Raw genomic sequence first — 15,334 nt, 5'->3', positions numbered from 1 at the left:
ATTTTAATTTGGACTGCTGCTTTAACAGCAGCACAACCAAACAAGCAAAGCCCCTCCCGAACTTGGGAGGGGCTTTGCTTCGCTTGTATCCAGCGCTGATCCGCCTGAAGTAAATCACACTAACGGATTCGTGTTACATCGCCTCTTCCTGGCTGCTGAGCAGCCGGCTGAACATGCCGCCTTTGTCCGAGGCCAGGCCGCCGAATACGCCCTGCTGGATTACGCGGCCCTGGTCGATGACCAGAATCTGATCCGCGCCGCGGATCGTGGACAGGCGGTGGGCGATGACGATCAGCGTGACGGAGTGCTTCAGCCGGTCGAGCGCCTCCTGAATCCGCTTCTCGTTCTCGGTATCGAGTGCACTTGTCGCCTCATCCAGTACCAGGATGGACGGCTTGCGGATAATCGCCCGGGCCAGCACCAGCCGCTGCCGCTCGCCGCCGGATAAGCGGATGCCCCGGTCGCCGATCAGCGTGTCCAGCCCCTGCGGCAGCCTGCGGACAAAGTCGGCCGAAGAGGCAAACTCCAGTGCTTCCCACAGCTCTTCCTCGCTGGCATCCGGTTTGATCATCGTCAGATTATCCCGGATTGTGGCATTATACAGGAACGGGTCCTGCGCCACATAACCGATCGAGCGGCGGTAAGACAGCAGCCGTTCTCCCGTAATCGGCTTGCCGTCGGCCAGAATGTCGCCCGACTCGGGCTGCATCAGTCCCATGAGCAGATCAACGAGCGTGCTTTTTCCTGCGCCTGAGCGTCCGACAATGGCCGTCATCCGGTTAGCCGGAATCGTGACATTGACCCCCTGCAGCGAATAGTGCGGCTCCTGCGGCTGATAACGGAAATAGACATCTCTCGCTTCCAGGCTCTGCTTCAAGGTAATAGCCTTAACCGGCACTCCGGTTCCATCTGGAGTACCTTGTTCGGCAGCCTGCAGACATTCCTCCTCCAGCTGCTTCAATTGCTTGAAGGAAGGCAGCACGGAGGCGAGCTGTTCCATCAGCGACTGCAGCGTGGCAAAGGTCGGCCACAGCCGGGCAAATACAAGAATGACCAGCAGCAGATTCGGCCCTTCCGCGTGCAGAAAGCGGAAAGAAACGAAAATGAACACTGCAATCAGCAGTGTGGAGGACATTTTGTAGAGCAATTGGGAGTTTGAACGCAGACGTGTATAATCCAGCTGTTCGTTCTTCACCTCACCGGTAAATTCATGCAGCCAGTCCAGTCTGGATTGCTCCAGATTGTTGCTCTTGATATCCTTGATTCCGTTCAGCTGGTCGGAAATTCCGGCCAGATACATTTGGCCGAGCAGGGAACTGCGGCTGCCCAGCTTCTTGGCCTTGCGGATAAATCTGCGGGAGAATAAGGAAAGCAGCACCGCACAGACCAGTACAGCGAGGGTCATCTTCGGAGACAGCCAGAAGGCAAAAGCGATCTGTACCATAGTGAACAGCAGCGAGGTAAGAAACTGCAGGAAGCAGCTGATACCGGCAAGCACCCGCGCCATCTCCGTAGTCATGATATTGATCAGGTCTGAGGTGCGTTTCTTCAGGAAAAAGGACCACTCTGCCCGCAGCAGAGCACTATAAACTTCATATCGCAGCTGCCGGCTGTAGCTCTGCTGAATCTCCACGTTGCGGACTGCAACAAAACGCGAAATTAAATTCTGGCAGAGTACGATAAGGACGTATGCGCCGAGCACCAGCCCAAGTGCTGATGTCTGCGGCAGCTCCGATATGAACCCGAGCACAGGAAGATTGTACACAGCTCCTGTTCCGCCCAGCTGCAGCCCCGCCATGCCCAGCATCGGCACAAGCAGCAGAATTGCCGAGCTCTCCAGCAGGCCGCTGATCACCATGCCCAGCAGATTCAGATACAGCTTCACTCCGGACAAGCGCTGAAGCTGCCGGATATAATAGATTATTGCTTGCATGAGCACACCTCGATTACTCGGCTTGTATCACCTTCGCGAACTTCTCCACCACAACAAAACCCTTCATCACATCGTCACCGGAGACGTAATAAGACCCGCTGCGCAGCCAGGCATGAGCAATCATCCGGCCCTGCTTGTCTTTGGCGACGCCCATGTATAATGTGCTGTCAATTCCGCGTTTTTCAAGCATTTTGAGGCCTGCAACTGCCCTGACCATGCAGGTGCTTTTCCAGGGAGTCACTTTGCTCCCTACCCGGATGGCCCGGGTAATCTGGCGGATCTTCGGCGCATCGGCGGCCTTGGACACCTCAGCAGTTTCCTGCGACTGAGCCCCGAGCTGAGGCGCCGTTTTATCGAACGGGAACAGCAGCCGGATTCTCGCCAGGAACAGACGCCATAAGGCTTCCGGAAGCAGCGCTACAACGGCCCGGTCATTAAGCAACAGACGAAACCGCCGCATTGCTGTCATGACCCGCTGTCAATGGCAACCAGATCCTCAGCCAGCAGGCTTTGCACGAATTCGAATACGTCCTGTTCTGCTGTCTCTGCCGGAACATCGAACGTTTCCTGAATAACCTGCACAATCCGGTTAATGGAGACCGGCTCATCCAGAGCAGACCAGATTTCTCCGCCGACCTCACCCAGATTGTAATATTTGCCGTTCTTCACATTCAGCATGACCTTCTCGCCGTCCATATCGCTGGCGATATTGCCCGGACGCTTAACGAGCACTGTTTGAAGCGACAACACATCTGCTGTATTCATCGTTTATCTCTCCTCCATTTGTGGCTTAATCGTTTCAAAAATCAGCGAGGTCTGCTGAGGAGCACTAAAGCCCTGTTTCGGCCGGGTCAGCCGGTACATCGGCAGCCGGTTCACGAAGGATGCCAGCATGCCGAAATGCCATTCCCGGATCCCGATCCGGTCGACAATCGCCTTCTGGTAGGTATGATTGAATAATGTATGGAAACGCTCCATCCCATTGATGGGCTGCACGGTTACGGGGCCTTCCTCTTCAGACACCGCCAGTTCAAACACACCGGCAAGCGGCAGCGGCTCTGTCTGGAAGCGGTCATGCACCGGAACAGCAAACTTGGTTTCTCTTTCAAAAAGCGGACGGTAGAGGGACGAATTCATTCCCATATAGTCCAGGCTTTGCTGCCACAGCTTCTGCTGCGGATAACCTGGAACTGCAAGCGGCTGCCCTTCTTGCACCATAACGGGAATAACGTCGTCGCTGACCAGCAGATGTCCCTGATCCATCAAATACGAGGCGAGTGTCGATTTGCCCGCTCCTGAACGTCCAACAAGCGCATAAGCTTTGTTATCGAGTACTAACGCGCTGCCATGCAGCGGGAGAATCTTTTTCTGCATCAGCAGGACGCCCATGCAGCTCCCCAGGATATACAGCCGGACACAGTCCATATCTGCTCCAGCCGCAGGCGATACCGTAATCCTAATCCCGTCCTGAATTGAAAAAATAGCCGTATCCTTCGCTTCGAACATCACCTCGCTGCCCAGCATACCAAGACTTGGAGTCACCTTGGGAATCGCCTGCCAGCGCTCCGCAAGATCGCCGCGAATCACAGCCACGCTGCCGATCAATCCCGGCTCATCTGTAAGGGGAAGCTCCGGCAAGGGGAATTCACTGAATATTTGCAGGCCGAAGGCTTTATAAGCCAGGCCTTGAACGGTACTCGCCATCAGATTCCCTCCCTAAGCCAATTTGTCACCCGGAATAGTCCGGATGATGGAAATAGCCCTGATCCCCCTCCAGCAAGCACAGGGGGATGAGGGCCGCGCGAACCACAAAATTTTAGGAATAATGTACGATCTCATCCGGATCATCTTGGAAGGAGTCGGCAATAGCTATTCCGGGTCCAGCCATAGTCATCTTCACGTCGAGCACTTCCAAAGCAGGCTTGCTGTATTCCTTTTTCATGTTTGTCACCCCCTTTCAGGCGATCTTCATTAAGACAGACGCTTCAAGAAACGGTAAAAGACAAGTCCGCGTGTCAAAAGGCGAAAATCCGCATTAAAGATCAAGCTTGGTGCGGGCTCACTACCCAGCCGGTCCAAACATCCGGCGAGCCCGGCACTATTCAAATAGGCAGCTGCGCGGGCATCCTGAGTCATTTCCCGGAGCTCGCTCAGAAAGGCGCCCCACTGCGGAATCATCCGGTGGATACCATCCGCCCCCTGCACTCCGCGCCGCTTCCGGTTCAGCCTGACGTTATCCGGCAACCGGCCCGCCATCGCACGGCGGATCAGCGAGCGGTCTACCCCGTTCTGAACGTACTGTTCTTCCGGAACAGACAGGCAGAAACGGATGACTCGCAGATCATTCGTCGGATCCCGGTCCCATATCCGGTATTTAAGCGACAGCTTAGTGGCGACTGTTCCGTTAACATTCCAGATATGCGGCTGTTCGAAATGTTTCCTTCGGATATCATAGACAGTCGGCGAAGAAGCGCCCACGGGCCCATTGAATTCCCGGAGCCGTTCATGCACTTCCGTCCGCTTGGCGAAGCCGGGATCAATCAGCTCAGGGACCGTCTCCTGCTGGCGGGGCAGCAGTCTGCCTAGTGAAGGGAAAGCTTTTTTGCCGACAATCTGCAGCACCTTCCGGCGGTTCGCCTCCATGGACTGGGTATAGCCCTTGTTCTCACGATAAAAGGTAAGCCACCGGAATTCACGGATCAGCTTAGCCTGATAATCCAGAGCGGGTCCCCAGGAAATACTCCAGTTGCCTCTTTGTCCACTGAGCAGCACGCCTATGTCCTTCTGCTGTGCCTGCTCATAGATTCCCTTCAGCCAGTAGGAATTTTCGATAAATTTATACGGCATCTCCATGATATCCAGCCACTCATCAATCTCACTGTACGGGCTGCGTTCGGGAAAGTTCAGCAGACTGGGCTGAATGTTTCCTACATAATCGATCGTCTCCTGAATGTAGGGACGTTCATCAGCAACCCTTTTCCCGAGATTGAATCCGGCAAAGCCGTCTACAGGATAAGAACTGAACGTATAGAGTGGCCGGCCGCGGTGCCGGAGTTCTTCAGCTGCGAAGCTGACGACAGAGCCGGAATCCAGTCCGCCGCTTAAGTTAGCCCCTGCTGCCAAGTGGGTGCGAAGCCGGTCCTTCACTGCCCGTCCGAAGACTTCACGGAAAGCCTCTTCATATTCCCCATTGGAGCTAAGACGCAATTCCGGAGGCGCTAGCAGTGTGCAATAACGGGAGAAGGTGATGTTCCCTCCGGTTATGGAGATAGAATGTGAAGGAGGGAGCTGTTCGATCGACCGGTACACTGTCGAGAAGCAGTCCGTAGCATCTACTCTATTCGGAATCGCCAAAAATTCAGAAACCCATTGTTCGCTTAGTTCATTCCCCACACCCGCCAGCGACAGCAGCGGATGAATAACTGTGCAGAAAGTAAAGCTGCTCTGGGATCTGTGGAAATAAAGCGTCCGGTTGCCGGAGAAATCCCTTGCCCCAAACAGTTTATGCTGCCGCTCATCCCAGATCATAAATGCAAAATCACCCACCAGATATACCGGTGCCTGCTCCCCCCACTTCTCATAAGCCAGCAGGATCAGCAGACTATCGGGTATAGATTCCCTGTCTGGGGCGGGTACGCGCAGTGTATTTAATAATTCACTTCTATTATCAATGATCGCATCAGCTGTAATGGCCAGTTTCCGCTCGGGATCATAGTAAGGCAGTTGCTCATTTATAGATTGTGGTGTAATCCACTGTGACCGGCATCCGAGAAAAACACTCTTACTCTGCCAGCCCCTGGCATCGTCAGCCGGGTAACGGTTAAGCTGCTTCATCAAATCCGGTCCCTGCTCAGGGTCCAAATTATGCTGCTGTAGATGGTAGATACCGGCGATTGCACTCATAGGAAGGCCTCCACCTGTTGGTTCTTTATAAAGAACATTTCTTACTATATAAGATAACGCGCTTGCTGCTGAATGTGAATTACACCAAGGAGTAAATTTCGTTATCCTTTAGCGTATTGACCTGAGTGCACTTATGTGGTATACAGACAGGCCGAAATAGTCGTACAGATTTTTCTTCATGTACAGTCGTGTATTTTACATGATATGTTATTGTTAATATTTTTTAGGAGGCTGATTCTATGGAAAATGCTGTTGCCCATCCTATTCTGTTATCTTTTCCGGAAAGCTTCGAAAGTGAACGGCTCCTGATAAGGGCGCCCTTATGGGGAGACGGGGCTGCTGTGAATACAGCGGTACTGGAAAGCCTTGATGAACTGCGTCCCTGGATGCCTTGGGCCAGGCTGCTCCCTACGCCTGAACAAGCCGAAGCCATTATTAGAAAATCCCGACTGGAGTTCCTGGAGCGTAAAGACCTTAGACTCCTCCTGTTACACAAAACCTCCGGGGAACTCATAGGCAGCAGCGGCCTGCACCGGATTGACTGGCAGACGCGGAAATTTGAAATCGGCTATTGGGTCCGCTCCTCTTACAGCAGACAGGGCTATATCACGGAGGCGGTCCACGCGATTACGAATTATGCCGTTCAAGAGCTGCATGCGAACCGGATTGAAATCCGTTGCGACACACGCAATACGCCTAGCGCACGGGTTGCCGAACGTTCCGGCTTTACACTGGAAGGTATTCTGCGAAATGACAAATGTGATGTGGATGGCAAGCTGCGGGATACCATGATTTTTGCCAAGGTGCGGGGCGTGGAGTATTAATGCAGTACTTATGATGTGGCGTATTAATGCAGCACTTATAATAGAAGGAAAAATTCAGACAGAATCCCCGGGAGGTTAATTATGAGCTATAAAGGGTCTGACTTTTACGATAACGATGCTAATTTGGAGAAATACATAGAGCGCCGGAACTGGCAGGAAAATGCAAACGATACGCTGGAGAAACCCGTGATCTGTGAACTTATCGGAGATGTTACAGGCTTCAGCATTCTAGACTTAGGCTGCGGAGATGCCAAGTTCTCTAAGGATCTGTTTCATTTGGGCTGTGCGGAATATACCGGAATTGAAGGCTCGGGTAATATGGCGGAGCTTGCTTCGGAAATACTGGACGGGTCCCGGGGCAAAGTTATTCAGACTTCTATGGAGGAGTGGGAATATCCAGAGGACAGCTTTGATCTCGTAATCTCCCGGCTGGCTATTCATTATATCGAGGATATAAGCAGTCTGTTCCGGAACATTCACCGGACCTTGAAGCCGGGCGGAAAGCTTGTTTTCTCTGTAGAACACCCGGTTATTACATCAACCCTGCAAACTTCCGGGATGCGGACCAACTGGACCGTGGACAATTATTTTATGGAGGGCTACCGTGAGCAGCAATGGCTGGGCGGCACCGTCTACAAGTACCACCGCACCATTGAGAATTATTACAGCGCATTGCAGCAAGCGGGATTTGCCGTCCACAACTTAAGAGAGTCTAATCCCCAGCGCAAATATTTTATTAGTGAGGAAACCTATGAGCGAAGACGGCGGATCCCCTTGTTTTTGTTCTTGGCAGCTCAGAGCGTCATAAACTGACCGAATCGGGCCAGAAATTCTTCCTGTCTTTTGTAATCCGGCATAACACTTCCGAGCCGCCGCCAAAAGGACCGGTCATGATTCATATGCAGCAGATGGCACAGCTCATGGATAATCACATAATCAATAACCTCGGGCGGAGCCATCGCAAGCCGGTAATTGAAGGTCAGCTTCTTATCGCTGCTGCAGCTCCCCCACTTGGTCCGTGACTCTACGATCTCGAACGACTTCGGTTTTACCTTCAGTACGGCCTGATACCGGGGCATCCGCTCCGCCACTATTTTCTTCAGGCTGGCAAAATAGAACTTCTTCAGCTCCAGCTTCAGCGCCTCGGCATCCCGCTCACCGGTTGTAATCAGTTCATGCAGCGGGAACTCCTTGCCGAGGTACAGAAAGCTGCCCTCCTCCTGATATTCCTTCGCCTTGGGTACCTGCCGGGCCGCGGCCTGTTCGCGCAGCTTCTCCATAATCCATCCGCTGTGCCCCTGAACTGCACTTAGAATTACTTCTTCGGTTGTCCCCTTCGGAGCCTTCACGGTGATCCGGCCTGCTCCATCGATTTGCAGGGATATTTTTTTGCGTTTACTGTATTGGACACTTAGGGTAAAAGTTTGATCTTCGAGTTGAATCTGCATGGCCACCATCTTTTTCATATATATTGAGAAACAAGCTATTCGGACTAACTATAGCATGAATCTTAGGGTATAGCCCGCGTTACACAGCAAAACAGACCGCTCATGTCTCAAGCTGCGGTCTGCCGATATTGTTTGTTCACCGGTAGCTTAACGACAGAAGAACAGCTGCTACGTCGGCAAACTGCTCTTGGATAGTTTTATCCTATTCCACTTAATCCAGCTCCATCAGCTCTGGCACCTCAAATACTTGACGCAATTCAATCTCACCTTCCCCATCTCCTTGCGGATCTGGCATCCGCATGGCCCACTCGATGGCTTCTTCCCTTGACTTCACATCAATCAGAATGAACCCGGCAATTATTTCTTTCGATTCCGTAAATGGGCCATCCGTTACCACCGGCTTCTCCCCTGGTTTCGGAAACGAAAAGCGAATCCCATTTGAACTTGGATGAAGTCCCTTAGCCGCAACCCGCACGCCAGCCTTAACTAATTCCTCATTGTACTTCGTCATGGCTTCAATGAGCTCAGCGTTTGGAAGCTTTCCGGCTTCCGAATTCTTCGAGGCTTTGACAATCAACATATACAGCATAAATAACTCCTCCTTCTTTTTTAGAGGCGGAACCCTTATTAACCTCATTATAAATACAACGAACCGGTATCTTCAAAATCGACACATGATAATAATTGTTCCATAAAAAATACTCCCCATATACAGTAACAGGTTTTTATTATTTCACCTGCTAATATATGGGGAGCATATCATTTGGAGACACCCCTTCTCTTTACGGTACGCCCGGGGCGGGGGTAAAGGGCACTTTGAAGCCTTGGGCAATAATCTGCTCGCGTCCTCCGTGAGCATTAAGCCGCCGTACCTGATCTTTTTTGGCTTTCGAATTGATTTCCTGCGGGTCCAGCATTTCGGCAAGTTGCTCCTCAAAACGGCGGATGACATCTTCATACGAAGGATCGCCTGCGAGGTCCTCCAGTTCGTCCGGGTCATCCTTCAGGTTGAACAGCTGGGGCGGGTAATCCACATAATGAATGTATTTGTAGTGTTCATCCCGGAGCATATAGAACCCTGTAATGCTGCCGGCAGCATGGTATTCAGCGAACACAGTCCGGTTCGGTGCAACTTCTCCCCGGGCCAGCCTCAGCAGCGAAGTGCCCGGAAGATCGCTGTCCTCTTCTTTCAGTTGGACTCCGGCGGATTCTAATATGGTCGGGAAACAATCGACAAGAGACACATTATCCGTCACCGTTGTTCCTTTGGGCAGGTCTGCTCCGGCAATAATGAATGGGATACCCACGGCGCCTTCATACATCGTCGATTTGAACCAAAGGCCATGCTCGCCCATGGCATCCCCGTGGTCGGAGGTATAAATAATGCGTGTGGTTTTATCCAGGCCGCTCTCGCGCAAAGCGGACAACACTTCACCAATTTGGGCATCCATGAAGCTGCACAGTCCATAATAGGCGGCAATCGCTTTTCTGATGTCCGCTTCATCCAGTTCATCCGCCAATCCGCTTAACCTGCGGTACTCCTCAAGCACAAAATGCATAGGACGCTGATTCAGTCCGTATTGCTTCGGGAATATAACATCCTCAAGAGGATATAAGTCGTAATATTCCCGGGGGGCGATCAGCGGGAAATGCGGGCAGGCATAGGAGACAACCAGTACCCACGGCTTCCCGCTTGCAGAAGCTTCTTCCCTCAGATAGCTTACAGCCCTGCTGGTAACGGCACGGTCAAACTTGGTATAGGCAGACTCGCCAGGCCCGGCACCCAGTATCAGTTTGCGGGGGACAGTTTCCTTAATCGGTATCCCCGCTTCCCTGACCAGAGTGTAGAGATCTCCTACGCCATTCGATACATGCATAGGGAGCCGTTGGTCCGGGAAGCCGGTATCATCCGTCGTATTCCGGTAATGGAGTTTTCCAATTGTCGTGACCGGGACGCCCTGCTCGGTAAGACGGTGGCCCCAGCTGGCCTGCTCACCGGTATATGGCGCCGCATTATCCCAGGCCCCGATTGTATGGGGATAACGCCCGGTGGCCAAGCTTGCACGTGCCGGGACGCAGATCGGGCTGCTGGTGTAAGCGTTCGAGAAGAAGACCCCTTGCCGGGCAAGCTCATCCAGATTCGGAGTCTTTACTATGGGATGGCCGCTGCAGCCCAGCATATCGCGGTTGTGTTGATCGGACATGATAAACAGCAGGTTTTGTGGCTCGGAGCTCATAGCTGCACCTCCTTTATATAGCTGGCCGACATTACACAATTGCCGCCGCGTCAAGCTTTAGCTGCTTGGCACTGCCTCTATAATAGTTATGATAGAACAGATTCTGGGAGCGATCGGACAGCTCCAGGAGCAGGTCGGCCTTAAGTGTGCGTGCCTCATCTGATTTCCCGGATTCCCCGATCAGGAGATCAACAATATGCAGGGCGAGCTGCAGCTCCCCTTTGGCTTTTAAATTTTCGGCTTTGGCCAGTATCTTGGCACCATCGCCGATTAACTCCAGCACCGCTTGTCTTACCTGCTCCTGAGGTGCTGGTGCCAGATGAGTGGGATTACCGTTATACCAACCTGTATAGCGGCGGTAGATTCCGCGGATGACAAATTCTCTGGTCCCGTACACCTGCCTTAAAAAAGGACTTTGTTCCAAATGCTCCGGCAGCTGAATATTTAGTATAGCCGTCTCTTCGGATGAGCCTTTGTTAATATGGATGACCGTTTGTTCTTCAAGGAACCGGAGGGCATCCGAGGTATCACGAAGTGCTTTATTGATAATCCCCGGCTCCGTCAGGCTTGGCCCGTGTCCGGGAGCAATGATCCGCGGCTGCCAGGAGAGAACCCGGTCCAATGTCTCATACCATTCCCGTGCATAACGAAGGACCTTATTCGGATTCCCTACGTTAGGAAACGTCCAAATGATGAAATCTCCGATGTATACAACTCTGTCCTCGGGGATATAGACAATGGTAGCATCATCCGTCTCCCCCTTGGCATGTACAAGCCGGAAGGTCCGCCCGCCTAATTCAAAGGTATACTCTTTGTCATAAGCGATATCCGGGTATACATAGGAAGGCTTATCACCAGCAAAATCTACGGATTGAAATTGCAGCGTATTGATGGAGACGTGATGGTCGCGCAGCCTGGAATACCGGTCGAACCGCGGAGCCACATTCGTATGGCCGATTACGGTCGCCCCTTCCCGCTTGAAAACGGCAGCACCCCCGACATGATCCTCGTGTCCATGAGTATAGATCAGGTAACGGATCGGCAAATCGGTTAGTTTGCGGATTTCCGCCAGAACGGCCTCGCCTCCGGCGGCCGATACGGTAGAATCAATGACGACAACGCCCTCCCCGGTGATGACGAAGCCTGCATTGCCTAATCCGTAATTTATAGCGGAATAATAGCCGTCTCCCAGCTCAATCAGCTGAGAATCGCTTCCAGCAGACCAGTTTACTCTTCCTTTTGCTGTGTCATTGGTTACCACTTGTTGATTTTGTATATGTGACATGCCGCCACGCTCCTAATCTTGTCGTATTTTTGAGATGCAAATTAGCCTTTATAAGTATCCTGCCACTTCAGAAGCCGTTGTTCGAGCAGGCGGACAAAAGAGTCCGAGAGCTTACCGACGGCAGCGAACAAAAAGATGCCGATAAACACAACCTCAGTGCGCATAAAGGAGCGGGCATCCTGAATCAGGTACCCCACACCCTTCTCAGCACCCATGAGCTCTGCAGAGACCAGAACCATCCATGAGAAGCTGATCGAGAGCCGCAGGCCCAGCAGAAAATTGGGCATTGCCGCCGGAATGACCAGACGGAGCATTTGCTGAGCCCGGTTAAATTCCAGAACTTTGGCAACATCGAATAATTTGGCATCGACGTTCCGTACGCCAAGAAAGGTATTGATGTACAGAGGAAAGAACGAAGCCAGGGAAATGAGCAAGATTTTGGATACTTCGCCATACCCGAACCACAGTATAAATAAAGGCGTTATCGCGAGAATCGGGATGGCCCGAACCATTTGTATGGTCGGGTCCAGAATTTCCTCCGCTTTGTTGAACATCCCGACGAGCAGTCCGGTGATAAGCCCTGCGCTGCCGCCAAGCAGAAAACCTAACAGTGCACGCAATACGCTGACTTTCAGGTGGCTTTGCAGTTCTCCGGAAACAATCATGTTGTACAGCTCCTTCACGATTGCGCTAGGTGCCGGGAATAATGCAGGGTCTGCGTACTGATGTGTACTAAGAAACTGCCAGAGCCCCAGGATAAATAAAGGCAACAGGATTCCGAGAAAGAATCTTCTGCTTTTCCCCCGGGGTTTCCTCCAGCGTAAGCCGGCAGGCTGCTCCACCTTGCGTGTCAGCGCCCCGTCCGTTGTTGTCTGAATTGACATTCTTGATCATCCTTCCTAACCTCATCTGCGGATGGCAGAATTATAGCCTTATTTAGGGGATTAAATGGTCCAACCTTCTTCTTCCGGTTCCGAGTGTTCCAGTTGTTTCAATACCTCGTTCCGCAGTACCTGGAAGGCAGTGCCCGTCCGTGTTCTGGGATGCGAAAGGTCGACGGGAATATTCGCTTTAATTCTTCCCGGGCGGGGATCCAGAACAACCACCCGATGGGACAGGAACACAGCTTCATCAATATCGTGGGTTACAAACAGCATGGTTGTCCGGTTCTCTCTCCAAATATCCAGCAGGGCGTCCTGCATATGTTTTCTGGTGAATGCATCCAAAGCGCCAAAAGGTTCATCAAGCAGTAGAACTTTAGGATTACGGAGAAGCGCCCGTGCGATAGCTACACGTTGGGACATACCGCCTGACAACTGCTTCGGATAGGCTTTTTCAAATCCCTGCAGTCCCACCAGGCGGATAAGGTCCGCCACCTGGTTTCTTACGTCAGGACTACGCCAGGATAGCTCTGCGGCAATGTTTCTTTCTACGGTTAACCAGGGGAACAGCCGGTGCTCCTGAAAGATAAATCCCTTATCCTTAGAAGGCTTTATGCTTTTAGCCCCTTCCAGCAGCACCTCTCCCTGAACTTCCGTATCCAGTCCCGAGACAATTTTGAGCAGCGTGCTTTTTCCGCAACCGCTGGGCCCGATAATCGAGACGATTTCGCCTTCCTGTATCGTGAGCTGAATCCGGTCCAGTACATGGGCCGGTCCTTTGTCGGAATAAAAGGTTTTACTCACATTTTTGATTTCCAGCAATGGACTCTGTGTCATGGGTACCTCCTCTTGGCTAACCTTATAATATTGGTCTTATGGAGCAAGCGCCTTGGTTACGAAGGTGTTATTGACCGAGGAAGAATAATTGACTTTTTTCTTCAGGAATTTGGAATTATACAGATAGTCCGCCGATGCCTGCTGGGTAGAGATGATATCCTTCGTAATCGGTGACAGCTTCGCTTTTTGATTGGATAGAAGTGATTTGACTACGGCTTTGGGGATCTTTTTCTGATCGGCAAATAATTGGGCGGCCTCATCGACATGCGTGTTTTGCCAGTCCACGGCTTCTTTATACACCTTGAGAATTTCTGTAACGAGCTCAGGATTTGCCTTGGCAAAAGCATTTCTTGCGATGAGGGTAATTGGCGCCGGGATTGATTGCTCGGCACCTGCGATGCTGCGGGCTTTCTTTTGGAGGGTGAGCTGGGTGGTGTACGGATCAATTGTCGCCCAGGCATCGACCTTTCCGCCCTGGAATGCGGATTGGGCTTCCGGTAATGGCAGATTAACGATTTTCAGATCCTTTTCCTTGAGTCCGTTCTTTGCCAACACTTTGACGAGGAATACATGAGAGGTCGTTCCTTTAGCAAGTGCAACGGTTTTGCCCTTGAGGTCCTTTACGCTCTTGATTCCGCTATCCGGTGCGACCAGGATGGAATTCAGCCGGGATCCGTCACTGACAAGGCCAATGCTGGAAAAAGGCAGTCCGGCCGATAATCCCTGCAAAGCGGCTCCGTCGCCTAACACGGAGATATCGACTCTTTTGGCGGCGAGTGATTCGAGAATCGGGGGACCGCCGACAAATTCACTCCAGGATACGGTGGCGTTATGTTGTTTCAGTACATCATTTAACAGACCTTTTTCTTTGATGATGGAGAAAATATTTAAAGAGCCGTTAATAGCGATATTTACCTTAAGCTCTTTTTTAGCTGCATTTGCTTCGGGTGCCGAATGTGGAGCAATGGCTGCTCCAATCAGTGTGATAGCCGCAACAATAACAAATATGGATGTTCTAAGTCCTCTTCCGGATTTCATGGTATCATCCTTTCCTATCGTTTTATTAGTTTTCTGATCTGCATAGTAGGGTTTTGGCGAGAAAAAAACCAACAACTACGAAATTCAAAGGGTGCTCTGCTGATAACATTGCAGATAAACGCTTTGATTTCTCACAGAACAGTGCCTCCGCAGGGAGCGGAGATAGCCGTCTGCCTTCGATTGTTGATGGATTTGTCTCATTTCCGGTGGACCGGTCGATGGACGAGATGCGTGGAACTTTCACAAAATGATTCATGAGTCACTATGTTGAACTGATTGTAATCTGACAGGAACCTTCTGTCAATCCCTATAATTATTCTCGGCATTATTTAAGTGGCGGACAGCATCTTGATGATATGTTTGGAGGCTGACTCGGAAGACTGGGCATAGCCGCGGATCTCCCACATGCTGACACCTGTAAGCAGCGTAACCGTGAGCAGCGCGAGTTCGGCGGAATCGCCTGCGACGATAACCCCTTCCTGCTGCCCCTCTTCGATAATAGCGGCGAGCAAATACTGGTTGTCTATCATTCGTTTGTGAATATCCTGCTTTTTATCCTCGCCAAGAACATCAGAGGCCTGGGCTTGAAGCAAGACCCAATACGCTCTGCCGGAACGGGAGTCGGATAAATACTGCTCCGTGATCCAGCGGATTTTATCGATTGCATCTCCGGGAAGCGTCCGGGCGCTTGTAAGCAAATCCGTGTAGATTTGCTGTGATCGTTGAATGAGGGTTTCCAGAAGTTCTTCCTTGGATTGAAAATAATTGTATACATGGCCGTGACTGAGTCCGGCGAATTTGGCAATATCGCTCATTTTACAGGCTTCGATCCCGCGTTTGGTGAACATGGTGAAGGCTGCATCTATGATCTGTTTTCTTCTTTGCTTTCTTTGTAAAAGGTCTTTTTCAAGGTTTCGTGGTGACATGGTTGTCCCTCCATAGCAGCAT

Annotated in this window: 16 protein-coding genes; 2 read left to right on the top strand and 14 right to left on the bottom strand. The window is 51.5% G+C overall.

Annotated features, from left to right (window positions below):
- Nucleotides 1–133: 133 nt before the first annotated feature.
- The 6 genes from QU597_RS03735 to QU597_RS03710 form a co-directional block, all read right to left on the bottom strand.
- The gene (locus QU597_RS03735; RefSeq protein ID WP_310831437.1) at nt 134–1,933 is read right to left on the bottom strand and encodes an ABC transporter ATP-binding protein; all 1,800 of its coding nucleotides are present in this window, start codon (nt 1,931–1,933) and stop codon (nt 134–136) included.
- A 13-nt stretch (nt 1,934–1,946) separates the two neighbouring features.
- Nucleotides 1,947–2,393, bottom strand: a complete 447-nt coding sequence (locus tag QU597_RS03730) for a lasso peptide biosynthesis B2 protein (protein WP_310831436.1) — start codon at nt 2,391–2,393, stop codon at nt 1,947–1,949.
- A 5-nt stretch (nt 2,394–2,398) separates the two neighbouring features.
- Nucleotides 2,399–2,698, bottom strand: a complete 300-nt coding sequence (locus tag QU597_RS03725) for a lasso peptide biosynthesis PqqD family chaperone (RefSeq protein WP_206103202.1) — start codon at nt 2,696–2,698, stop codon at nt 2,399–2,401.
- A 3-nt stretch (nt 2,699–2,701) separates the two neighbouring features.
- Nucleotides 2,702–3,637 (bottom strand): aldolase, encoded by a 936-nt coding sequence (locus QU597_RS03720; RefSeq protein WP_310831435.1) that lies wholly within the window; start codon nt 3,635–3,637, stop codon nt 2,702–2,704.
- Nucleotides 3,638–3,749: 112 nt separating this feature from the next.
- Nucleotides 3,750–3,875, bottom strand: coding sequence for a paeninodin family lasso peptide (locus QU597_RS03715; protein ID WP_206103200.1), 126 nt, complete (start codon nt 3,873–3,875; stop codon nt 3,750–3,752).
- Nucleotides 3,876–3,904: 29 nt separating this feature from the next.
- The gene (locus QU597_RS03710) at nt 3,905–5,836 is read right to left on the bottom strand and encodes an asparagine synthase-related protein (RefSeq protein WP_310831434.1); all 1,932 of its coding nucleotides are present in this window, start codon (nt 5,834–5,836) and stop codon (nt 3,905–3,907) included.
- Between the two features lie 239 nt (nt 5,837–6,075).
- Here QU597_RS03710 and QU597_RS03705 point away from each other — a divergent pair, with 239 nt between their 5' ends.
- Together QU597_RS03705 and QU597_RS03700 are read left to right on the top strand one after the other, a co-directional pair.
- The gene (locus tag QU597_RS03705; protein ID WP_310831433.1) at nt 6,076–6,660 is read left to right on the top strand and encodes a GNAT family N-acetyltransferase; all 585 of its coding nucleotides are present in this window, start codon (nt 6,076–6,078) and stop codon (nt 6,658–6,660) included.
- A gap of 81 nt (nt 6,661–6,741) precedes the next feature.
- Nucleotides 6,742–7,473 (top strand): class I SAM-dependent methyltransferase, encoded by a 732-nt coding sequence (locus QU597_RS03700; RefSeq protein WP_310831432.1) that lies wholly within the window; start codon nt 6,742–6,744, stop codon nt 7,471–7,473.
- Here QU597_RS03700 and QU597_RS03695 read toward each other — a convergent pair.
- From QU597_RS03695 to QU597_RS03660, 8 genes are all read right to left on the bottom strand, one after another.
- Nucleotides 7,455–8,108: a M48 family metallopeptidase gene (locus QU597_RS03695; RefSeq protein WP_310831431.1), complete on the bottom strand. Its 654-nt coding sequence runs from the start codon at nt 8,106–8,108 to the stop codon at nt 7,455–7,457. The genes QU597_RS03700 and QU597_RS03695 overlap by 19 nt on opposite strands.
- Nucleotides 8,109–8,319: 211 nt before the next feature.
- Nucleotides 8,320–8,697, bottom strand: coding sequence for a YciI family protein (locus tag QU597_RS03690; RefSeq protein WP_310831430.1), 378 nt, complete (start codon nt 8,695–8,697; stop codon nt 8,320–8,322).
- 193 nt (nt 8,698–8,890) lie between these two features.
- A complete protein-coding gene (locus tag QU597_RS03685) occupies nt 8,891–10,345 on the bottom strand; it encodes a sulfatase-like hydrolase/transferase (RefSeq protein ID WP_310831429.1) in 1,455 nt (484 codons plus the stop codon).
- A 31-nt stretch (nt 10,346–10,376) separates the two neighbouring features.
- Nucleotides 10,377–11,630 (bottom strand): alkyl sulfatase dimerization domain-containing protein, encoded by a 1,254-nt coding sequence (locus QU597_RS03680; protein WP_310831428.1) that lies wholly within the window; start codon nt 11,628–11,630, stop codon nt 10,377–10,379.
- A 41-nt stretch (nt 11,631–11,671) separates the two neighbouring features.
- A complete protein-coding gene (locus QU597_RS03675; RefSeq protein WP_310831427.1) occupies nt 11,672–12,514 on the bottom strand; it encodes an ABC transporter permease in 843 nt (280 codons plus the stop codon).
- A gap of 60 nt (nt 12,515–12,574) precedes the next feature.
- Nucleotides 12,575–13,348: an ABC transporter ATP-binding protein gene (locus tag QU597_RS03670; RefSeq protein ID WP_310831426.1), complete on the bottom strand. Its 774-nt coding sequence runs from the start codon at nt 13,346–13,348 to the stop codon at nt 12,575–12,577.
- A 36-nt stretch (nt 13,349–13,384) separates the two neighbouring features.
- A complete protein-coding gene (locus QU597_RS03665) occupies nt 13,385–14,386 on the bottom strand; it encodes an aliphatic sulfonate ABC transporter substrate-binding protein (RefSeq protein ID WP_310831425.1) in 1,002 nt (333 codons plus the stop codon).
- A 329-nt stretch (nt 14,387–14,715) separates the two neighbouring features.
- Complete coding sequence (locus QU597_RS03660; RefSeq protein ID WP_310831424.1) at nt 14,716–15,312, bottom strand: TetR/AcrR family transcriptional regulator; 597 nt, start codon at nt 15,310–15,312, stop codon at nt 14,716–14,718.
- Between the last annotated feature and the right edge of the window lie 22 nt (nt 15,313–15,334).

Origin of the sequence: Paenibacillus pedocola (assembly GCF_031599675.1) — a bacterium.
GTDB classification, from domain to species: domain Bacteria; phylum Bacillota; class Bacilli; order Paenibacillales; family Paenibacillaceae; genus Paenibacillus_AQ; species Paenibacillus_AQ pedocola.
Note: the sequence above shows the minus strand (reverse complement) of the source record. Positions and strands in the feature narration are given on the sequence as shown.